Source organism: Anaeromassilibacillus sp. SJQ-5 (assembly GCF_054108045.1).
Window position 1 is genome coordinate 65,117 of sequence record NZ_JBPJWQ010000002.1, and the last position, 22,586, is coordinate 87,702.

Here is a 22,586-nt window from a genome sequence, read left to right on the forward strand (position 1 = left end):
GTGCCTGGGTTGTTGCCTTTATCCGTGTTTCCGGCTTTTTCGGGTCATGGCCAAAATAGCGCCGGAAACAAGCGACACGATGACGATGGGCAGAACCGTACCGCTTCCGGTGGTGGGAGAGGCATCGCCCTTGGTGGTGGTAGTGGTCGCATTCGGTTTCGTGGGGATGGTGGTGGTAGAACCGGTTGGCACCGTTTCGCCCGTCAGTTCCTTATAATAGGCATCCACATCCTCTTTCAGGCCGAAAACGATATTGTCCACATAGAATTTACCGTCCGGAACGAGAAGCTGAGGTCCAAAAGCGTAAATGCCGAATTTGTGATTGTTGATATCTTCTGCCGTAAACGTCATGGAATACCATGTCCAGTCCTTCGTGCCGTCTTCAATGTAGACGTTACCCGCCGCCGGCTGCTGTGCCCAAAGCATCCATTCGCGTCCGTTATCGGCATAACCGTCCGTCTTGATCATGGCACCGAACGTATAGGTTTTTCCCGGCACCACTTTCGGCAGCATTTCCAGTCCCCAGTGCTGTTTCGCCGCGGGATCAAACAGCAACGAATACTGGCCTTTATAACTTTCCGTGCTCACCCGATCAAAAGAAGTCAGCGGCAGCTTGGTTTCGTCTTCCATATCAAAAGCCATAAAGGAAGATTCGTCATCCGGGTCCGTAGGTTCGGGCTCTGTCGCCGCTGCATCTGTTGCCGTCATAAACGCTGCCACATCCGCCTCCAGTCCGAGGGCGATGTCATCGATATAGATAAGACCTTCGGGTGTGCCCGAACCAAACGAGAAGAAACCGAATTTGTGGTTGGCGATATCCTGTGCCGTAAAGGTCATGGTGTACCATGTCCAGTCGTTGCTGCCATCGGCAAATTCCTTGTTGCCGGCGCCGGCCTGCTGAGCCCAGAACTGCCATGCCGCACCGTTGTTTTTAAAATCGACCGTCTTGATCTTTGCCGCAAAGGTGTATTTCATGCCGGCTTTCAGCGCCGGACTGGGTACGATCTGCAAGCCCCAGTTATCAGCGGCGTTGGGGTCAAATTTGAGAGCTTTTTTGCCGCTGTACGACTCGGTGTCGTTCAGCGCAAAAGCAGCGCCGCAGGAGGGTTTGACGTCATCCTCAAAGTCGTACTTTATCATATCATACGTATATTTGCCGGCAGCAGCCTCGTCCGTTGCCGCCATAAACGCTGCCACGTCTGCTTTCAGGCCAAAGGCTATATCATCGATATAGATAAGGCCTTCGGGTGTGCCCGAGCCAAATGAGAAGATGCCGAATTTATGGTTGGCGATGTCCTGCGCCGTAAAGGTCATGGTATACCATTCCCAGTCGTTGGTGCCATCGGAAAATTCCTTGTTGCCGGCGCCGGCCTGCTGAGCCCAGAACTGCCATGCCGCACCGTTGTTTTTAAAATTGACCGTCTTGATCTTTGCCGCAAAGGTATATTCGTCCCCGACGGTCAGCGCCGGTTCGATCTGCAAGCCCCAGTTGTCAGCGGCATTCGGGTCAAACTTGAGGGCTTTTGCGCCGCTGTACGACACGGTGTCGTTCAGCGCAAAAGCAGCGCCGCAGATGGGTTTGACGTCATCCTCAAAGTCGTATTTGAGCATCTCAAAACTTGCGGCGTTTACAAAGGCCGGTATACAGAAAACAGCCATGCTGAGAACTGCCAAAAGGGTAACGAAACGTTGAATCCTTTTCAATTGAATTACCTCCACTATTTTATTTTGGGGAATGCCGAAACGCGGAAATAACAAGCTGTGTTAGGATACCTTTTTCTTTTTCAAAAGCCAGAACGCAACGCCGCCTCCGGCTGCCAGAACAACAACGATGCCGGCAATGATCCATCCCCACGGCGTGGAAGGCGTATTTCCCGCGGGCGTGGCATCTTTTGTGGTGGTGCCGGTCGGTGCCGTGGCCTGCGCGTTGGTTTCTGTCGCTATGGTGGTGTCGGTCGTTTCGATCGCGCTGGATTCGGTAGTCGCTGTGTCGGTTGCGGTAGGCTGAACGACCGCTGTGGTCGGCGCTTTTGTGGAAGGGGCTTTTGTGGTGGGGGCTTTTGTGGTGGGAGCTGCGGTTGAATTCGTCGAGCCGCCTTCTTCCTTCAGCTCAATGTTATCAAAATACAGAATACCGGTTGGTTTCGCACCGGCTTCAAAAGGCTGAATCCCTAAATCCACAAGGCCGTCTTGCAGCGCTTTGAATTTAATCTCGTATTTTTTCCAGTCGGCAGTGCCGTCCTCAAGACGAAGGGAATCGCTGAGATACATCTCCACGGGACGTTTCACGCGGGAATACAAGTTATAGCCGTTATTGTTTTTGAAATCTTCGGTTTTGATGTAAACCGAGAAGATATAGGTCTTTCCCTTTTGCAGTGTGGGCGCCAGCACCATGCCCCATACCAAATCCTTGGCGTCGCATTTCATGGCATATTTGCCTTCATAGACCACCTTGGACTGGATTTCCGAAGCGCCGTTGCCGTCATGCATAAAGCCATGATAATCCAGCATCAGTTCCGGGACATCGAGCTGCCTTTCGGGATCTTCAAATCCCCAAAAAATCGGCAATTTGGTCGGTTCCGCGGCGGCACTTGCCGTTGGAACAATAAAACAGAAAGCTATGACAAAAGTGACCAGTAAAATCCATGCTTTGCTTAGGCTCTTTTTCATACGAATTCCTCCTTTTATTTGCAGACACCCCCGGTGTCCGATATACCTGCTGTTAGCCGACAATGCCCGATCGTTCCACACCTTGTATAAAGAAACGCTGGATCAGGATATAAAATCCCAGCACGGGCGCAATGGCAAGCAGAGAACCCGCCTGCATATGCGTAATGATCTTCAAAGGATCCGTCGCAGCCGACTCATACCCGCCCAACATACGCAGTCCGCTTGGCAGGTTTACCAGTTCCATCATTACCGTCCGGTGATTGCTGATAAACATGGAGCCCAGAAAATAATCGTTCCAATACCAGACCAGGGACAGCACGACCACCACCAGCATGCCGGAACGGACATTGGGGATCATAATCCGCCAGAAACAGCCGAAAAAGCTGCAGCCGTCGATCTGGGCGGCATCCTCCAGCTCCCTTGGCATACCACCGAAAAACTGCCGGAAAATGAAGATGAAAAGCCCGGATTTGATCCCCTGACCGAAAATAGCCGGCAGAAAGAACACCCAAGAGGTATTCAGCAGGTTTTTTGTCAGCGGCGTGCCGGTAATCAATCCGACCAACGAGCCTATGCCGAAAAAATCAAACCCTTTGAAATAAATGTATAACGGCGTGCTGATCAGCTGAGGCGGGACGATAACCGTAAGCACGACCAGAGCGAACAGCAAGCCTTTGCATTTAAATTCAAAACGAGCAAAGCCGTAGCCGACCACCGCACAAATCACGACCTGGATCAGCGAACTGACAACATTGATCTCCAGAGACGTTAGAAGCGCCCGTTTATAATCCATGACCTCAATTACTTCTTTGAAGTTATCCAGCGTCCAGTGCTTGGATACCCAAATAACGCTGGGGTCATAAATGTCCTTCATGCTGCGGAAAGAGATACTCAGCATATAAAGCAGTGGATAAAGAAGCACAAAGCACAGCCCGCAAAGAAGAAAAAATCGAAAAACCTTCCAGCCGATACTGCCGACGCCGCTGAGTTTTTTGACCGCTCTCGCCCGTGTTTGTTCATCTGCCGAACAAAGAGTTCTTGCTGTTAAAGCCATTTTTTCACCTCCATCAAACCTGATAAAACACGCGTTTGTTAATGATGAGATAGACCATCACAATAATGACCGCAACCATCAGAAAATAAATCCATCCCAGTGTGGAACTGTAAGCCAGACGCATGCCGATCTGCTGCTCATTGATGTATTTCATCACCACATTGTTATAGTCGGTAAACGAATCAATGATCGTGAAGATAAGATTTAAGATGATCATGGGTGAAATCATCGGAAACGTAATCTTCCAAAACGTCTCCCATCCCGTTGCGCCCTCAATTTTTGCCGCCTCATACATCGAATCCGCTATGGTTTGCAGTCCGGCAAGAAAAATAATGATCTGTATGCCGGATTTCCATATCAGGGCAAACAAGCTGTCCACAACACCAGTCAGCCCATTGACAAATTCCTGACTCATGCCCGATTTAAACATCAGCTCATATAAAAACTCGCTTTGAAACAGCGTGGAAGAACTGGAACCCTGCATAATGGTCTGGGAGAGCACATCCCCGTTCATGATGGAGAGGATGACGCCGTTTGCCACAATGATCGGGATAAAAAAGATGCCGCGAACAAATGTTCTTCCAACAAATTTTTGGTTAAGAATGATGGCAACAAACAGGCTGAATAGGACGATGATGGGTACCTGATACAGCATGGCTCCGAGAGAACTGAACACCGCGGGAAGAAATTCGGCATCCGTGGTGAAAGCCTTGATGTAATTTTTCCAGCCGATAAAGTTCAGGGTATACCCGCCGTTGGGGTTTAAAACGATATCGGAAAAAGAATAGCGCACAGACTGGAGAAACGGGAGCAGAAAGAAGAAAATAAACCCAATAACCCAAATCGAAACAAACAGAAAACCTGCCAGACTTTTTTTGGATTCATACGGCATAACGTGTTTTTTCTGCCTGATGGTTCTTGCTCGTTGCATGCTTATTCGTCCCCTTTCTCCTGCAAAATCCGATATCCCTTCTTTGGAATCGCTATGTCCGCAATGAGCACATCCTTATCAGTGCGATTCACGTAGGTGCTCCATCCGTTGCTGTAGCGGGTACGGACAACGCCGGGTTGCAGGGTATCGTAGCCCCCGATGACGGCATCGGCTGTTTGCGTATAAAAGTCTTTAAGAGCTGTGTATTGCTCGATTATTTTATCTTTCCAGAGCCCAAAGCCGGCTCCGTACAGATCCGTACGATCGGTATCCTTCAATTCGGCGGGATCCACACCCAGCAGATAATAATGGAGCAGTGAACCCGACTGGATGCTCCATAAAAACGAGTCCGTGTAAGTGCCGGAAAGATTGATGGCTTTTCCTGCATACGGTATGACTCCGTGCAAGACGATCTGTAAAAACGGAACGGATTCATCGCAAACATCAAAACCGCTTCCGGAATCAGGCAGGTTCACAGCACCCGATAACGCCGGGATCGCATAGCCCATCGGATTGTCTCCGAGCAGCGGCAAAGCCTCCTGCGCTTTTTTCAGTCCGCGCCTTGTTAACTCTACCGCATCGGCACGCGAAGAACCGTATTTTGAAAAGTCCGTATAGCTTTGCGCTCCCAGCGATCCGGCGCTCAGTCCGATTTGATACTTCTTTCCCTGATCGGCCAGCCGTACAAAAGCACCGTTGGCAAGCTGATTGTTCAGCAAAAAACCTGTTCCGGAACGGGAATCCGGGAAAAACGTGTTGCGCTTATAAACGTGGGTTTTAATGGCGGATTTGCTGATATCTTTTGCGGCATCCATAAACGAGAAAACACCGGCTCCGTTATCATGAAAATTCACCGTTTCGCCCTTCAGAAAAACGCGGCTGTTTGTTTTTTGCAAGGATTCTGCCAACGCCGAAAGGCCTTTTTCTCCGCCGATTTTGCCGACCACGTTCATTTGGGACGTGACCTTGCCGCGAAGCGCGTCCTCGCTCCATCCGTCGTAATACCAGACGGTGGCATCGATCCCGCCGGATTTCAGGACGGCATCCATTTGGGCCGCTTTCTCAAACGAGGTGACGACCTCCGTGGAATCCATACGGATACCCAGAATGGAAGCACGCTTGCGAATGGCTCCCAGCGTCTGGATATACACAGGAGGAACCTCGCCGGCAACGGGTTTCAGCCCGTTTTGGCGTATCAGATATTCCCGCATGATGCCGGCGAGTCCGGCAATTTCCTGCTGATCCTCATCCGCGGGGAAATAACGCACCGAGATAACGCCCGCATCGATGGGACGCTCATCATACATGATCACATCCCGGCTGTTCCATCCGCTGCCAACCGTCAGCATTTGGCTCAGGCGAACACTAAAATCCGCATAGGCGCGGTTAAACTGGGATTCTCCGCCCGATGTGGAGGCATGGATGCCGGCACGCCCCGCACCGTCCTCCACGACCGCCAGCAGCCCCTGTTTCTTCGTCTGGATACCGAAGCAAGGAAGCGCCGCCGCCTGCTGGTTGGTCGTCCGGCTGTCCTGCTTCACAACGCCGTCCAGACCGTAAAGATCGGAGCGATAGGTAAATCTACCCTTGCCGTTATTAAAGCGCAGAAGAGAACCGCTGCCGTCCGGCAAGATAAAATATCCGTCTGTTTCCCAGTCCTGCGCGCCGAAATACGGCAGAATGCGCAGGGAAAAAAGACGCTGCTCGCCCTTTTCTATGATCTTGGAGGTATCCACCGAAACCTTCAGGCTGTCTCCCACGAGGATAAAGTCCATCGGGATCGTATAGGAATACTCCGGAAATTCAAAAGTTGCCCGAAAACCGTCGGGTAATTTTTCCAGTGTCAGCCCGTTTTTCTTCACACTGCCGATCATGGAATTCCGTGTTTTCTGGGTATTGGTCTCGCTGACGATATCCGTGACCGTCAGCACGGAATACATTTCGTTTTTGGCATTCCCTTTGGCGGTGGTATCCTCCTCGACACGCGTCGGGGTGCTGAACCACATCATATGATCCCGCATATCCTCCAGCGCAATGGCCGCCGTGGTTTTGTCCGCATGAAGTGCCAAAAATCCCTTTTGTGCCATCAATTCCATTCCTGCCGGCGATGGCGAGGGGGTATAGGTTTCCTCAGCCGGAAACAACACCTTCGACACGACCCCGCCTGTCTTTTCGGCAGAAAAGGCGGTGACACGGGGAGAAAAATCCACGCACAGGGTAACCGTTAAAGCAATAACGGCCAGTACGATCAGTCCGGGGATCCACCTTTTACTTTTTCTCATTTGTTCACCGCCCTATTTACGAATCCATAATTCACTGACGATCATGGAGATAAAGGAATAGAGTTGCTGAAACAACGCCACCAGGAGCAACAGGATAAACAGTATCACACAGATCCCCACCAAGGTCAGAAAAATGGAAAACAGTGTTCTGCCCCCGGAATATTGATGAACGATCCGGATCGCCTGAAAAAGCAGCATGGCGCTCCAGAGCATGCCGATCCACACAAACCAATTCAAAAAGACCTCTTCATTGAACGTCAGCACGCGTGACAGCAAAATGCTGACAAAGCGGAAGACGATATAGGGAATCATGGCATAGGCACAAAAGGTGCATATCTCATCAAAACGCCCTTCGCCGGATGACAGCGTGCAGATAGCCCAATTGGAAATGCAGAAAAGAAAAAACAGCCCGATGGTCATGCTCAGCTCGATCAAAATATTCAATTCATCCGCATGATTGGTATTAAAACGGAAACCGTACAGCTGTTTGACCATAATATCGACGATAAGCCATGCCGCAAGGGTGAGAGCGATCAGTCCCCAATGGCGGTAACGGCGGTATTTCAACTCGTTGAAGGTTTCCACCGGCTTTTTCACAAGCAACAGAATATTATGCAGCGCCTCGGTCATTTCGGCATCCCCCTTTCCTCGGGCTTTTTTGTTCGTTTGCGGCGGAACACCCTTTGCGATAAGCATTTACTGGTAACGATCACTAAAAACAGCACAACGAGGACCAGTACCGAAATAACAAGGGTGGTGTGACTACGCAAATAGGCATTCCGATACTTTTCAAACGCTTTCGACTCGTTAGCCCGATCATATCCCAGGCGGAAATACTCCACCGCCTTTTCATAGTTACCCAGTTTCATCATCGCCTGACCCATGCCGCTGTATCCCAGTTCAAAGTTGCTGTTCATTTTCAGCACCTCCTGCCAGGGAGCCAGTGCCTCTTCGTATAAGCCATGGTGATACAGGCTCACCGCTTCCAGGATTTTTTGCCCGTATTCCGTGGGCAAAAAGCAGGTGATGCTGCCTTTGCTGTAATCCAGAACATACACGCGGCTATCCAGCGTATCGATCGCCACCGGCGTACGGAATCCGCCCATTTGATCCGAAATGTTGCCGAAAACCAACAGGCGGTTGCCTTCCTGATCAAACGTATAGACCCGGCCGCGGGTGTTGTCCAGCGCATACAGGATATCCGACTCATTAACGCAAACATCCACAAAAGAGGTGATATAGGTGCTTTGCTTATATCCCACAATATCCTTTTCTCCGAAATTTTCGGTGTACGGATAGATGTTGTTGCCCAAATAATTTAGCTTGCGTACCTGCTCGCGGTTACCGCTTGTAAAACTGGTGCAGGTATAAATTAGTCCCTCGTCATCGATATCGAAGTTGGAAAATTCCACGGGAACGTATTGTGACATCTTGGAACGCTGGTCGTTGGAAAGCAGCTGTTTCCACAGCCTGTCGGCGATCAGCTTCACGCTTGCCTGCACCCTTGCGCTGCCAAAGAAGGATTTGAATTTGCCGTCCGACTCAAAGACCAAAGCGCCTTGATAAACGCCTTCGGCAATGACAAACACGGTTCCGTCGGGGTCTGCCACGACTTTTTTGGGTTTAAAAAACTTCGTGGTATACTCGGCGCTGGTGGGTTTTACAAAGGTTTGCAGCAGCTTACCCGTGCCATCCACCTTTAAAACACGGGAATTTTCCGTGTCGGCTATGTAAAGATCGTGTTTTTCGTCCACAAACAGACTTTGCGCTTTGTTCAGCGTCAGGGTTTCTCCCCCCGACCCGGTGAACTTCCCGATCACACGGATAAGCTGCAGGTTGCTGTCCAAAACAACGATGCGGCTGTTGCCCGAGTCCAGCACATAGATCTCACCGTCACGGATATACAGATCCTGCGGCTCCAGAAAATCCGGCTTTTCAGCCTCGATGCGCGTGACTGTCATCTGCGGTGTATACGCAACCGGTGCCGCCGCATCGGTTGCCCATTCGGTTACACAGTAGTTGTTATACGGAACTTCTGCCGCTGTGCCAAACCCGCTTATCGCATAAACCGCCAGCAAAAGGAGACAGCCAATTCCCTTACGGCAAACACAAAACCGTTTGAGAGTGTTTTTCATCCGCTTTGTCACTCCTTCATTCCAGAATTGGCCATGGTTTCCATCACGCCGCTTTGCGTTATCAAGAAGATGAGTATGGGCGGAAGAATCATAAACACCGAGATGGCAGCGCCGACTCCCATTCTGGCGATACCGGCGCTGGATAGCTGCGCCAAGATCGTGGGCAGGCTCTTTTTGGCTTCGGTGTAGATAAACGCCGTGTCCGACCGGTTCCACATACTGCTGAACGAAAACATCAGCATGGTCATCCAAACCGCCCGGTTGGACGGCATGATCACGTGCCAGAAGATGGTGGCTTCCTTTGCGCCGTCGATGCGCGCCGATTCGATGACCGAATCCGGGAATCCCAGCAGATTCTGCCGCATCAGGTAGAGCCCCAGCGGGAACGCCGCCACCGGTAAGATCAACGCCATATAGCTGTTGATCAGATGCATGGAGGACAGCATGATATACAGAGGGATAAAGGTCACTTCGTTGGTAAACAGCAGCGACAAAACGACCATATTAAAAAAGACCTTTTGACCGGGAAACTTGTGTTTTGCCAAGGGATAAGCGGCCATGGAAGCAAAAACCACCTGTATAGCCGTACAGAACACGGTCAGGAAAACGCTGTTGAACAGATACCGGGAGAACGGTACCCACAGATCGGACGTGATATTTTTTAACTGGATAAAGTTTTCTAAAGTCGGACGCCGCACAAAAAAACGCGGCGGAAAAATAAACAGTTCATCCAAAGGCTTCAGCGACTGGAGGATCGTATACAAAAGCGGAAGCGCCATGATCAAGCCGAACAAGAGCAGGAAGATGATAATAGCTGCCGTACCTCCGGCAGAACGACTAACATGCTTTGCTGATGTGCTTCTCACAATATCATTCCTCCGCTATTCACTCTTGATAATTCTGGACACAAGGTTTCTGGTGATGATCATCGTCACAAACAGTACCGTGGCAATGGCGCAGGCATAGCCCATCTCCATTCGGATTGTACCGTTATCCAGAACGTGCATGACGATGGTCGTAGTTGAGTTGTTGGTACTGGGGAACCCTGTCAGCTGCATCGGCACGGCGCTGACCGAGAAGGAGGCGGCGATCTGCATCACAGCGCCGAACATCAGCTGAGGCCGCATGCTGGGCAGTGTCAGATACCATAATTCCTGAAAGCGGTTTCGGATGCCGTCAATGGCTCCCGCTTCATAAATCGAACGGTCTACCGTTTGGAATCCGGCGATAAAGGATAGGAAGCCCGCCCCCAGACTCAGCCACAGCTGAATGATGATGATGACCCCCAGATTGTACCGGTCATCGATCAGCCAGTTGATGGGATCCTGCAAAACCCCGATCTTCATGAACAGGCTGTTGATCAGACCATAGGAATCGCCGCTGAAGATATAGCTCCAGATGAAAATGGCACCGCCCGTAATAGACGGGGCGTATAAAATCAGCGTCAGAAAGATGCGCAGATTTTTCGGCACTTCGTTGACGAGCCATGCCAGTATCAGACACAATATGTAACTGACAGGCCCGGTCAGAAAGGCAAAAACCAGCGTATTTTTGACGGCAATTAAAAACACATCGTCATCAAACAGCATGCGTATGTAATTATCCGCACCGGCAAACCCCGTTACTTCGATCATGTTGAAATTAAAGAAGCTCAGCCCGATAGCTGCCAGCACGGGTAAAACCGTAAACAGCAAAAAGAAGATGGCAAACGGGGCAAGGAACAAATAACTGCTTTTGTTTTTAATGATCAACGATGCGATACTGGGTTTGAGTGGGTTTTCACGGGCTTTTGATGGATTGTTTTCCATAATGTACCACCATTCACATAAAAACATCGTATGGATGAGATGCACACAGAAATTTCTCAGTCAAGAAAAAACTCTCTGCGCTTACGGGAAATTTCGGTATTGATGATGACATTTTGCTCCAGTAAAGCCTCCCGGTAATTTTCCGATTTGAGGACCACATTGCGGAAAGCGTTATCGATGCAGCGGGAGGTATAATACCCGCCGGGGACTTCGGGAATCTCCCTGATCCAGCTTCGCTGCTCCTTCAGAATGGATAGTTCCTCCTGCGACCAAGAAAGCTGTTCCATGGCGGCAATATTCGCGGGATTATACCGGGAAGCGGTGCCCATCAGGGTTTCGATCTCCACGCCGTACCGAGCCTGGCTCTCGGCGGATGCCCACCATTTCATAAACTCCCAAGCCGCGGTTTTTGTCGCTTCGTCCTGACGGTTGTTGATCATAATGGTTGCCGTGCCTGAAGCCCCTTCGGTTCGGTCGATCTTGCCGTCTTGCGTTTGTGTTCCGGGCAGCAGATGCATCGACCACATGCCTTTGATCTCGGGAGCCGCCGCTTCCAGCATGTTATACATACCGTAACCTTGGATGCCCATAGGCATCTCGCCGCTGCGGAACCGGTTGTAAAAATCGTATGTCAAAGGCAGCTCATATTTCTGATAATACTCTGTCCATTGTTTAAACGCGTCCATGACGTTTTTGCTGTCCAGAATAGCTTTGGAGGCGTTTTCATTGTAAAAAGTTCCGCCCCGCTGCAGCACCAGCGCCGAAAACAGATCCTTAGCGCCCATGCCGCCGTCCACCGTTGCCTGCGAACTCATGGTGGTATAGGGCAGCCCAACGGTCATATTACTGCGCTGCAAAGTCGGCAGCATATCGTACAGTTCTGTCCAGGTGTCCGGCACCTGCAAGCCGAGCTCGTCAAAAATGTCATCCCGGATAAACAGAAGATGATAATCCAGCGTGATGGGCAAACCGTAAACCTTGTTTTGAAACGTATAGGGTGTCAGAACGGTTGCTTCATACTGTTTTTTCAGCTCATCAAAGCCCTGGAACTGATCAAGCGGAACCAGTGCATCTCTAACCGCCAGATTGATCGGCTGCCCTCTGGCCACATTCATGACAACATCCGGCGCCGTTCCCGCGATAATGGCCTGCGCGATGGATACCTGCACCAATTCCAACGTCACGCCCACATGGCTTTGCGGCGTGAAAGAATCATCGATCATCCGCTGGACGATCTCTGCCTGCTCACGGCTGCCGCCGTACCAGACCTTAATGACTTGGTCCAGCTTCTCGCCGTTGCCGCCTATTGATGTATAATCATTAAAAAAGGAACCGATAAACGCTTTGAATTGATACGCGATATTCTGGAAAAATCCGGCTTTGGTGTTGGGGATCGTCTGTTCCATCCCGGAAACGGTGATATAATCCAGATCCAAAGGCTGTTCCTGCATCTTCAGCATCAGCGCGGATAACGCTGTCACGTTGGATTTATAATTGTCCAAACGGTCGGTGATGGAGTAGGGATCTTTCACAAAGGAGCGAAGCTGCTCCTCCGTTTCGCGCAAAATACTGGCATTTCCTCCTTTCTGATCTGTCAAAGAAACGATCTGTTCTACCAGCCCATTTAAAACGTCCGCGATCTCGGTAAAGGCGGGCAGTAATTCGGGAATTTCTTCGGGCAAGGAATAGTCCCGCAAAGAATCCGGGGACGTTCCGGTGATGACCACGATCTTTCGATACAGATAATTAAGGATATACACGCATTCCTCTAAAGACTGGATCACCTCTCCGTTTTCGTCCGTAACTACTTCCAGCCCGATCGTGTGCCGCCCTTTTTTCAGGAAAAAGGCATACGGCTGATCGGCTTCGCTGCCGAGTTCTTTGTATTTCCAGGATTCATGATATTGAAAGCGGAGATTTTCAGCCTCAGCAAACGGCGGTGCGCCGTCGATCAACAGCCGTCTTGAAACAAACAGCCCCTGCATATCCGCCTGTCGGTAACGCAAACCAATCTTGTAATTCCCATCCTGCGGGACATCCACCGTCCAGAAAATGGTTTGTCCAGGCAGCTTCCATCCATCCCCGGAGATCATATTGAGTTTTAAAAATACCGGATCGGCAGGCATGGTCGCGGCATCGGTGCGGTCGGTTCCTTGTTTGATCGCCGAATCGGTTTTCACATCCGCTGTTTCCGCCTGATACAGCTCTAAAAAGTCCACGGCAGTATCCGAGTCGGTTTTCGCCTGTTCGTAACGGATGGGGGGTTCGTCGTTAAAAACACGCAGACTTTCCAGATACAGCCCTTCATCCGCCGTTTCCAGACTGATCGTATTGTTGCCCGGTTTCAGGTAAAACAAAAACAGGTACGTTTGCCCGCGGGGATCTTTGATCGTGTGCTCACGCCATATGGAAACTTGTTTCTGCCGCGGGCGCTTATCGTTTCCACGAATATCCGTTGTGATCGGTTCGGCATCCGCCCAATACCGATGAAACGTGATTTCTTCTACATTGTTAAACGGAACGCTGCCGTTTATCTTTAAACAGGTATTCATATCCCGCTTGGCGTTTTCGGCGGTATAGTATCCGAAAGCAAGCGCATACAGCCCCTCGCGCTCCATGGTGACCGTCCATTCCGCTTTTCCCGAACCGGAAAAGAGGATCGCCGGAGCTTCCCCCTCCGGGCCGAGACCGTTCGATATCTTTTCGGCAGCCCCTTCCAGACGGGCATCCTGAGCCGCATAGCGGCGGCTGATGATCGGACGTTCCGCTTGAGGATACTGCGCCAAATAATTTTTATAATTGGAGGACTGTTCGCTTTTTTGGAGAATGTTATGTAAAGTCGGTGTGTTTGCAGCGTCTATCACGCCTGCCGCTTTGGAAGATGTTTTGCCAGCGCAGACACCAGGCAGTACCAGGTGAACCAAAAGAATCCCCACCATGAATGGAACCATCAAGTTTTTGCTTTTACCTTTTTTACACTGCCAGAACATAAGCCAAACTCCTCTTACCGTATTTACGATGATTTCTTAAGGACCATCATATCAATCCTTTAAGCAAACTCCGTGTCATCTCTCAAGCAGCCGTTTTCGGTATTCCCCCGGCGGGCAGCCGTAAAAATTGCGAAAAGCCCGGCTGAATGCGTGTACGGTCTTAAATCCTATTTTTTCAGCCACCGCCACGATCTCCACGCCTTCTTCCAGCAACTCCACGGCTCGTTCAAAGCGCCGCCGTGTGTAATACTGCTTAATGGTCTCGCCCATCACCTGAGAGAAATTCGCCGACATATAGGAATAGTTGTATCCTAGTTTGTCACCCAATGTTTGCAATTTATTGATTTCCGTTAAATCCGAATCGATATAATTAATAATTTCATAAATGAATTTCTTGGTGGTATCGATATGCAGAGAGGAAAAATACCGCTGGCTCTTTTCACTCTGAAAACTGCGATAGGTATATATGATGATCTGGGACAAATGGGAGATCATCAATTCCTCCGACATTTTTCCCCAATTGGCCATTTCATTCAGCGCACCGACAAAACCGGCAGAGATGTTGTTTTTGTCCATGGCGATCGGATAATCGAACGAATCAAAAAAGCGTTCGATCTCTTCATAGGAGGAATACCGCGGATCCGCTTTGTTGAAGCTGAAGCTCACGCAAAAAAACCGCAACGGGTTATCCCTTGAGGAACGCAGGGAATGGGTATCATTTTTTGAGATCAAAAAAATCATGCCGGCGCTTACGTTATACGGAATACTGTTTCGGTAAAACACGCCTTCTCCCGATAAAACATAGGTGATCTCATAGCCCAGGTGATCGTGTATGGGCACCTCATAATCTGCCGAGCATGCCAGATCGCACAATTGCAAAAGATAATACTGCCCATACAAACGGGGATTCATAATAAACTGATTGTCCACATGGAATCTCTTTTTAGAATCTGTCATGACCATATTCCTCCCAATCACCTGTGCGTATTGTTGTTTGTAAAAACATGGGAGTTGGGATAAATAACGAGCAATGCTGACGGAAGTGACTTGTTTAGTTAAAAGTCTGAAAAATCATCCGTTTGTCATTACTTTCATTGTACCTACTGCCCATTTTTTTGTATTTGCCCTCACTTTTTGTGTTATTTGTCCGATTTTTTGTTTTTCTAAAAATTTCGTCTTTGCTTTTTTAGATAAAGCCAAAATCCAGAATTAAATTCCCGAATAAAAAATAAATATTATTTGCATATTCTAAAATATAAATTTTATATAAAATTACGTATATAATTATTTTTTTAGATTTTTATGCCGTTTATATAATTATACTTATAATACATCAAATCAATATAAAATTATAATTGTTTTTAAACAAATACAGATATTTTTCAGAAGTTATTTTTCTCTTCATTCTGCCTATTCGTTTTGCCGGAAGTTACTTCGGCAAACGGGAACTTACCGCGGCATTTAAACGGAAAAAATATTTTTTTGCCCGGCGTGTTGTCCTATGCTATACTATAAGGAAGAACAAGGTGGGAGGGATACGTCGGATGAAATGTCCAAACTGCGGCGGGGATTCCAAGGGGCCGTTCTGCGACTATTGCGGCACGGAGCTGAACAAGAAGGAGCCGAAGGCGAAAAAAAGGCAGGATCAAGTGAGGCGCAGATGGATCGTCGTGAACATGATCGCTGGGTTTGTCGGTATCCTGTTCTGCCTGGGGCTGATAGTCTGGCTATTCCTACCTCCGACCGACGCGGTAACATATAAAAGCAGCACGGTCATTGTTCAAAACGGTACGACGCAGACGGTCAAGGCGCAGGCCGTGACGACGGCGACCGCGAAAACGACTGTGCCGCCCGGGCCGGGCTCGCGAGAAAAGCCCATCCGGAAGGGAGACACGGCCGTTTTCAACGGAATGGACACGCTGTTTGACCAATACCGGCTGGAGCTGACGGTGACGGACGTCAAGCGGGGACAGGAAGCCTGGGCGCTCGCCGTGGCTGGCAACCGCTTCAACAAAAAGCCGGAAGCCGGCAAGGAATACCTGCTGGTCACGTACAAAATCAAGGTATTGGACAGCGCCGACGGCAAGGCAGTCAGCCTGAACAACGCCCTGTTCAAGTTCGTCAGTCAAAAGGGCGTGAAGTACAACGACTTCGTCTCGCTGGCGGGGCTGAAGCCGGCGCTGACCGACCTGTACAAGGGCGGCGAGGCGGAGGGGATCGTCTACGGCATGGTGGACGAGGGTGACCAGCCGCTGGTGGTGTTTCTGGAACGGAACGACGGGGGCATCTGGTTCTCCGTGGAATAATCCCTCTTGCATTCCGGCCTGTCCGGGCATATATTGGTCATATTATAATGAAAGAAAGCGAAGAGCGGAAACATCTCTCTAGCCAGATACAGCCGGTATACCTGACGGTATGCCGGCTGCTTTTATGATAGAGAAGAATCCTCCATCCCTCATCTTGTATTTTCACAATGTATATCCATTGCCTCCCCTGCTTATTATAGTCTGGGTAAGACTATTTTTCAATAGTCTTACCCAGACTTTTGTAAGCTGATAGCAGGAGGTATGCTGCTATGGATTATATCGATAGACTGACTGAACTGAGAATAGACCGGGATGTCAAGCAAACCAAAATTGCCGAACTGCTCGGATGCAAGCAGTCCGCTGTCTCCAAATACGAAACCCGAAAAGTGCCCTATCATACCGAGGACATTGCAAAGCTCTGCCGGTTTTACAACGTCTCGGCGGATTATGTGCTGGGGCTGCCGGAGGGAATGCCGTACCCCAAGCGCACCTGAACCAAAGCCGGTATACCTGACGGTATGCCGGCTGTTTTTATGGGCGGGCTTCCCGGCGGCAGGCGGTGGGAGACTGGCCGGTGCGGGCGCGGAAGAAGCGGCTGAAGGCATAGACGCTGGAAAAGCCCAGACGGTCGGCCACGGCGGACACCGGCTCGTCCGTGGCGGTGAGCAGGCGGCGGGCCCGCTCCTCCCGCAGGCGGTTCCAGTAAGCGACGGGGGCTTCCCCATGAAGTTCGCGGAACCGGTGGGCCAGGTGGTACTTGCTGACCCCGAACAGGGCGGACAGCCGCTCCAGGGTGAGGGGGCCGCCGGACTGCTCGATATACTGCCGCACCGAGTCGTACAAGGCCTTATCCCGGCCGGGCGCGGCGGGGCCGGGGCGGCAGGACTCGGCCAGCATATACAGCATTTCCAGCAGGCGGGCGGACAGCAGCAGGGCGTCGGCCGGGCGGCGCCGTTCCCACACGCCGATGAGATCCAGCAGGCGGTTGTGGAAGGCGGCGGGCTGTTCCAGGCGGACGAGGCTGGGAATATTGAGGCCCAGCTCTGGCAGGAGATCCCGCCGCATCAGCCCCCATTCCGCCGGGGACAGGGCCTCCCTGTCCTTGAAATTGACGTACACCCGGTGGCTGTCCGGGGCGAATTGCAGGTCGAAATGGACGTGCGGCTGGGAAAAGACGCCGGCGGCGTCGATCACCGTCAGGCTGTGCCGCTGGTTGGGGCGGAAGAGGATGATGTCCCCCGGGCCGCAGACGAAGGTCTCCCCCTCCACGGTATAGGAGGCGCGGCCGCTCTCGCAGTACACCAGCTCGTAATCAAAAATCACCCGGTCGGCCATATGGCAGGGCGGATCGATCCAGGACCGCATGGCCAGATGGACGCAGGGTGACAGGGCTTCCAGGCGCATATTGACTCTTCCTTTCCGGTATCCCCCGCAAGAATCGTTAAAAACAACGCAAGCGCCGCCATGGAACCGGCGGGCAAAATCGGGTATTCTGGACACACAGCAACGCAATGAAAAGGAGGTCAGCTTATGTTCAACGGACTCGGCATGCATATGGGCAATCTAAGCCGTCTCTCCCCCGCCAGAACCCGGTCGATCAGCGCGGAGAACCCCCGAGGCGAAAAGGGGCGGGCGGCCATGGGCATGGAGGGCACCGGCGCCCACTTTGCCCGCAACATCGGGGAGGGCTGGAAGGTCTCCCCCTCGGTGGTCGTCCCAGCCGGGACGACCTACACGGTGGCCGACATCGAGGGGCCGGGGGCGATCCAGAGCTTTTGGATCGGCGGCTCCCTGGGGCGGCACATCCTCCTGCGCTTTTACTGGGACGGGCAGGAGAGGCCGTCGGTGGAAGCGCCGATCACCGACTTTTTCGCCTTTTTCTGGCCGGATCAGAACCAGGACAGCTCCACCGGGCGGTTCCCCACCCTGCAATCCCTGCCGGTGCTGGTGGCCCCCAACCGGGGATACAACTGCTTTTGGGAAATGCCGTTCCGTCAGCGGTGCCGCATCACGGTGGAGAACCGGAGCGATCAGGATGCGATCGTGTATTACCAGGTCAACTACGCCCTGACCGAGGTGCCGGAGGACGCGGCCTATTTCCACGCCCAGTACCGGCAGGCCCGCCCGGTGGAGGGCGGGGTGTACACCCTGCTGGACGGCGTGCAGGGCCGGGGACATTACGTCGGCACGGCCCTGGGGGTGGGCATCAACGGCCACGGCGGCTGGTGGGGCGAGGGAGAAATCAAGTTCTACCTGGACGGGGACGGGGCGTATCCCACCATCTGCGGCACCGGCACCGAAGACTATTTCGGCGGGGCGTACGACTGGATGGCGGGCGGGGCGTACAACACCTATTCCGCGCCATACATGGGGATGTACCACGTCATCGCGCCCGACGGGCGCTACAACTCGCAGCAGCGGTTTTCCCTCTACCGCTGGCACATTCCGGATCCCATCCGGTTCGAGAGCGATTTGAAGGTCACTATCCAAGACTTAGGCTGGCGGGGCGACCGCACCTATCTGCCCCGCAAGGACGACTTTTTCAGCATGGCCTACTGGTATCAGACGCTGCCGACCGCGTCCTTTCCCGCGCTGCCGGGCGGGTACGATCTGGAGGTGCTTTAGCGTACGCTTAGGCCGTAGCTGGTGAGGATCTCCTGGGCCCGGGCCACCTCAGCGGCCTCGGGGGGCTGGGTGTCGGTCAGGGTGTAGGGATACCCCAGGGCCTCCCACTTGTACTCCCCCATCTTATGGAAGGGGAGCAGCTCCACCCGCTCAATACAGGCGAAATCCCGGAGCAGGCGGCCCAGCTCGTGCAGATGGGGCTCGGTCAGGGTATAGCCCGGCACCAGGACGTGGCGGATCCACACGGGCTTCCGGGTGGTCTCGCAGTGCTGGAGGATATCCAGGGTGTTGTCCATCCCCCGGCCGGTAAGGGTGCGGAACAACAGGTCGTTGGCGGCCTTCATGTCCAGCAGGAGCATGTCCGCCGCGTCCACCGCCTGCCGACAGGCCAGCAGGGAAACGCCGCCGGAGGTATCTAGAGCGGTATGCAGCCCGTTTTCCCGGCAGCCCTCCAGGATGGAGGCGGCGAAATCCGGCTGCAGCAGGGGCTCGCCCCCCGAGAGGGTGACGCCGCCCCGGCGGATGAAATTCTGATACCGCAGGATGTCCCGCACCACGTCGACCGAACCGATCGCCTGCCCGCCCTCCGCGTTCCAGGAATCAGGATTATGGCAGAACAGGCAGCGCAGGGGACAGCCCTGCAAAAACAGCACATAGCGGATCCCCGGCCCGTCGAGAGCGCCGAAGCTCTCCACCGAATGGATCCGGCCCATGACGTTGGTCATACAATAGCCTCCCAGGCAAGAAATGCCCGGCCCCCGCGCGGGGGCCGGGCTTCCTTTTTAAAACCGCGTGTGGAACGATGACGTTCCACACCTCCTCAAGCGCTCTTTGCCGGATTAGAACCGCGTGTGGAACGTCCGATTAATGACGTCCAGCTGCTGCTCGCGGGTCAGCTTGACGAAGTTGACGGCGTAGCCGGAAACCCGGATGGTCAGCTGGGGATACTGCTCGGGGTGATCCATGGCGTCGAGCAGCAGCTCCCGGTTGAGGACGTTGACGTTGATGTGATGCCCGCTCTCGTTGAAGTAGCCATCCATCAGGCCCACCAGGTTATCCGCCTGCTCCTCCTCGCTTTTGCCCAAGGCGCCGGGGACGATGGAGAAGGTGTAGCTGATGCCGTCCTCGCTGTAATCGTAGGGCAGCTTGGCCACCGACATCATGGAGGCCACGCAGCCGTGGCTGTCCCGGCCGTGCATGGGATTGGCGCCGGGGGCGAAGGGCTCGCCCGCCTTCCGGCCGTCGGGGGTGGAACCGGTTTTCTTGCCGTACACCACGTTGGAGGTGATGGTCAGGATGGACAGGGTATGCACCGACTCACGGTAGGTGGGGCATTTGCGCAGCTTGCGCATGAAGGTCTTGACCACGTCCACGGCAATGTCGTCCACCCGGGGATCGTTGTTGCCGAATTTCGGGAAGTCGCCCTCCACCTCGAAGTCCACGGCCAGGCCGTCATCGTTGCGGATGGGGCGCACCTTGGCGTACTTAATGGCGGACAAGGAATCGCAGACCACCGAGAGGCCCGCCATGCCGCAGGCCATGGTGCGCAGCACCTCGTTATCGTGCAGGGCCATCTGGATCTTCTCGTAGCAGTATTTGTCGTGCATATAGTGGATGACGTTGAGGGTATTGATATACAGCTGGGCCAGCCAGTCGAGGATGGTGTCGAACTTCTTCATCACATCGTCGTAGTCCAGGTATTTGCCCCGGCAGGCCAGCAGCTCGGGCCCCACCTGCACCCCGCTCTTTTCGTCCCGGCCGCCGTTGATGGCGTACAGCAGGGCTTTGGCCATGTTGCAGCGGGCGCCGAAGAACTGCATCTGTTTGCCGATGCGCATGGCGGACACGCAGCAGGCGATGCCGTAGTCGTCGCCGAACTTCTTGCGCATCAGCTCGTCGCTCTCGTACTGGATGGAGCAGGTCTCGATGGACACCTTCGCGCAGTAGCGCTTGAAATTCTCAGGCAGGCGGGGGCTCCACAGCACGGTCATATTCGGCTCCGGCGCGGGGCCCAGGTTGGTCAGGGTGTGCAGGAAGCGGAAGGACATTTTGGTGACCATATGCCGCCCGTCGGTGCAGATGCCGCCGATGGATTCCGTCACCCAGGTGGGGTCGCCAGAAAACAGCTCGTCATAGGCGGGGGTGCGCAGGAAGCGTACCATGCGCAGCTTCATAATGAAATGATCGACGATCTCCTGGATCTCGCTTTCGGTATAGCGGCCCTCGGCCAGATCCTTTTCGGCGTAGATATCCAGGAAGGTGGAGACCCGGCCGATGGACATGGCGGCGCCGTTCTGCTCCTTGACCGCGGCGAGGTAGCCGAAGTACAGCCATTGGACGGCTTCCTTGGTATCCTTGGCGGGCACAGAAATGTCGAATCCGTAGGAGGCGGCCATGCGCTTCAGGGCCTCCAGGGCCCGCACCTGCTCGGCCAGCTCCTCCCGCAGGCGGATGGCGCGGGAGTCCATGACGCTGAAATCCGCGTCGTCCCGGGAATGCTGCTTCTCCTCGATGAGGTGATCCACGCCGTACAGGGCCACGCGGCGGTAGTCACCGATGATCCGGCCCCGGCCGTAGGCGTCGGGCAGGCCGGTGATGACCCCTGACTTCCGGGCGGCCCGCATCTCTTTGGTATACACGTCGAACACGCCGTCGTTGTGGGTCTTGCGGTACTCGAACACCTTTTCGATTTCCGGATCCAGCTCCCGGCCATAGGCTTCCAGGGAGCCCCGCACCATCCGCATGCCGCCGAAGGGCATAATGGCACGGCAGAGGGGCTCGGCGGTCTGCAGGCCGACTACCTGCTCCTTCTCCCGGTCGATGTAGCCGGGGGCGTAGGCGTCGATGCCGGAGATGGTGTGGGTGTCGATGTCGTACACGCCGCCCCGGGCGGTTTCCTCCTTCATCAGGGCGGACACCTCATCCCACAGGGCCTTGGTGCGCGCGGTGGGGGGCGCGAGGAAGCTCTCATCCCCGTCGTAGGGGGTGTAGTTGCGGGCGATGAAGTCCCGCACATCGATGTATTTCTGCCAATTGCCGGATTTAAATTCGCTCATGGGGCTACCTATCCTTTCGCATCGCAAGGGAATTCCCGCCGCGGCGGATCCGCGGCGGCGTCTCTATGCTTGTAGTATACCAAATTCGACCGCGATTCTCAATGGAGGGAATGAAAAATAAAGTATACTAGTATGGTATACTTTTGTACATATTGAAAGGCGGACAAAAATGGGAAAAGCGGGGGAAAATGCAGGGGGGATTCGAGAAATCCGCACCAAATCGGGGGAAACGGAATAGCATGGAAGGAAAGCCGGAGCGAGAGACAGGGGCGGATCGCTCGAAAGGGCGGCGTGTCGTCCGGCGAGAGAGAAAGGATGAGTGATTCGCATGAACGAAGCCAACTTGAACGCGGCGAACGCGGCGGACGTCCGTTTTTTCCTGGGGGCCAACACGCCGGTGGGATTCGTCGGGTATCTGGACGATCTGTACTTTCCCCACGACGGCTGGCGGGCCTACATTATTAAGAGCGGCCCGGGCACGGGAAAAAACTCCCTCATGCGGGCGGTAATGACCGCCATGACCGACCGGGGGCTGGAGGTGGAGGCTATCCACTGTTCCTCCGACCCCGGCTCCCTGGACGGGGTGCTGGTGCCCGCGCTGAAGGCCGGCATTATCGATGGTACCGCCCCACATGCCGCGGGCACGCCCACACAAAAATCCGCGCCATTTCTTGTCAAATATGAAGATTTCCGCATTTTTTCGTAAAAATACGGCGGGGCTGGTTGTAA

Annotated in this window: 18 protein-coding genes; 4 read left to right on the plus strand and 14 right to left on the minus strand. The window is 53.3% G+C overall.

The features are described 5' to 3' along the window. Window positions 1-18: 18 nt before the first annotated feature. From ACSAMM_RS15465 to ACSAMM_RS15515, 11 genes are all read right to left on the minus strand, one after another. The gene (locus ACSAMM_RS15465) at window positions 19-1,758 is read right to left on the minus strand and encodes a hypothetical protein (protein ID WP_457792264.1); all 1,740 of its coding nucleotides are present in this window, start codon (window positions 1,756-1,758) and stop codon (window positions 19-21) included. A 6-nt stretch (window positions 1,759-1,764) separates the two neighbouring features. Beyond that, window positions 1,765-2,670 (minus strand): hypothetical protein, encoded by a 906-nt coding sequence (locus tag ACSAMM_RS15470; RefSeq protein WP_457792266.1) that lies wholly within the window; start codon window positions 2,668-2,670, stop codon window positions 1,765-1,767. Window positions 2,671-2,722: 52 nt separating this feature from the next. Then, complete coding sequence (locus ACSAMM_RS15475; RefSeq protein WP_178726102.1) at window positions 2,723-3,724, minus strand: ABC transporter permease subunit; 1,002 nt, start codon at window positions 3,722-3,724, stop codon at window positions 2,723-2,725. A 13-nt stretch (window positions 3,725-3,737) separates the two neighbouring features. Next, a complete protein-coding gene (locus tag ACSAMM_RS15480) occupies window positions 3,738-4,655 on the minus strand; it encodes an ABC transporter permease subunit (protein WP_178726104.1) in 918 nt (305 codons plus the stop codon). Window positions 4,656-4,657: 2 nt separating this feature from the next. Continuing rightward, a complete protein-coding gene (locus ACSAMM_RS15485; protein ID WP_457792268.1) occupies window positions 4,658-6,937 on the minus strand; it encodes a DUF5696 domain-containing protein in 2,280 nt (759 codons plus the stop codon). Window positions 6,938-6,949: 12 nt separating this feature from the next. After that, window positions 6,950-7,567: a YIP1 family protein gene (locus tag ACSAMM_RS15490; RefSeq protein ID WP_178726109.1), complete on the minus strand. Its 618-nt coding sequence runs from the start codon at window positions 7,565-7,567 to the stop codon at window positions 6,950-6,952. Further along, window positions 7,564-9,072: a hypothetical protein gene (locus ACSAMM_RS15495; RefSeq protein ID WP_457792269.1), complete on the minus strand. Its 1,509-nt coding sequence runs from the start codon at window positions 9,070-9,072 to the stop codon at window positions 7,564-7,566. Before ACSAMM_RS15495 ends, ACSAMM_RS15490 begins: the two co-directional genes overlap by 4 nt. Window positions 9,073-9,080: 8 nt before the next feature. Next, window positions 9,081-9,938, minus strand: a complete 858-nt coding sequence (locus tag ACSAMM_RS15500; RefSeq protein ID WP_457792271.1) for a carbohydrate ABC transporter permease — start codon at window positions 9,936-9,938, stop codon at window positions 9,081-9,083. Window positions 9,939-9,953: 15 nt separating this feature from the next. Beyond that, a complete protein-coding gene (locus tag ACSAMM_RS15505; protein WP_178726113.1) occupies window positions 9,954-10,880 on the minus strand; it encodes a sugar ABC transporter permease in 927 nt (308 codons plus the stop codon). Between the two features lie 56 nt (window positions 10,881-10,936). After that, a complete protein-coding gene (locus ACSAMM_RS15510; protein WP_457792272.1) occupies window positions 10,937-13,870 on the minus strand; it encodes an extracellular solute-binding protein in 2,934 nt (977 codons plus the stop codon). 75 nt (window positions 13,871-13,945) lie between these two features. Further along, window positions 13,946-14,833, minus strand: coding sequence for a helix-turn-helix domain-containing protein (locus tag ACSAMM_RS15515; RefSeq protein WP_178726117.1), 888 nt, complete (start codon window positions 14,831-14,833; stop codon window positions 13,946-13,948). A 581-nt stretch (window positions 14,834-15,414) separates the two neighbouring features. On the opposite strand from ACSAMM_RS15515, the gene ACSAMM_RS15520 reads away from it, so the two are divergent. Continuing rightward, window positions 15,415-16,176: a hypothetical protein gene (locus tag ACSAMM_RS15520; RefSeq protein ID WP_457792273.1), complete on the plus strand. Its 762-nt coding sequence runs from the start codon at window positions 15,415-15,417 to the stop codon at window positions 16,174-16,176. A 269-nt stretch (window positions 16,177-16,445) separates the two neighbouring features. Then, window positions 16,446-16,670, plus strand: a complete 225-nt coding sequence (locus ACSAMM_RS15525) for a helix-turn-helix domain-containing protein (protein ID WP_457792274.1) — start codon at window positions 16,446-16,448, stop codon at window positions 16,668-16,670. Window positions 16,671-16,707: 37 nt separating this feature from the next. On the opposite strand, the gene ACSAMM_RS15530 is transcribed toward ACSAMM_RS15525, so the two are convergent. Further along, entirely contained in the window at window positions 16,708-17,580 is an 873-nt protein-coding gene (locus tag ACSAMM_RS15530; protein WP_457792275.1) for a helix-turn-helix domain-containing protein, read from the minus strand. A 126-nt stretch (window positions 17,581-17,706) separates the two neighbouring features. Here ACSAMM_RS15530 and ACSAMM_RS15535 point away from each other — a divergent pair, with 126 nt between their 5' ends. After that, window positions 17,707-18,801 carry a glycoside hydrolase family 172 protein gene (locus ACSAMM_RS15535; RefSeq protein WP_457792276.1) on the plus strand — a complete coding sequence of 365 codons (1,095 nt, stop codon included), beginning with the start codon at window positions 17,707-17,709 and terminating at the stop codon, window positions 18,799-18,801. Here ACSAMM_RS15535 and pflA read toward each other — a convergent pair. Both pflA and pflB read right to left on the minus strand, forming a co-directional pair. Continuing rightward, window positions 18,798-19,526: a pyruvate formate-lyase-activating protein gene (gene pflA, locus ACSAMM_RS15540; protein ID WP_457792278.1), complete on the minus strand. Its 729-nt coding sequence runs from the start codon at window positions 19,524-19,526 to the stop codon at window positions 18,798-18,800. The two genes, ACSAMM_RS15535 and pflA, sit on opposite strands and share 4 nt — an antisense overlap. 114 nt (window positions 19,527-19,640) lie before the next feature. Then, window positions 19,641-21,857: a formate C-acetyltransferase gene (gene pflB / locus ACSAMM_RS15545; protein WP_178720624.1), complete on the minus strand. Its 2,217-nt coding sequence runs from the start codon at window positions 21,855-21,857 to the stop codon at window positions 19,641-19,643. 328 nt (window positions 21,858-22,185) lie between these two features. Here pflB and ACSAMM_RS15550 point away from each other — a divergent pair, with 328 nt between their 5' ends. Further along, complete coding sequence (locus tag ACSAMM_RS15550) at window positions 22,186-22,563, plus strand: hypothetical protein (RefSeq protein ID WP_178720626.1); 378 nt, start codon at window positions 22,186-22,188, stop codon at window positions 22,561-22,563. Window positions 22,564-22,586: the final 23 nt, after the last annotated feature.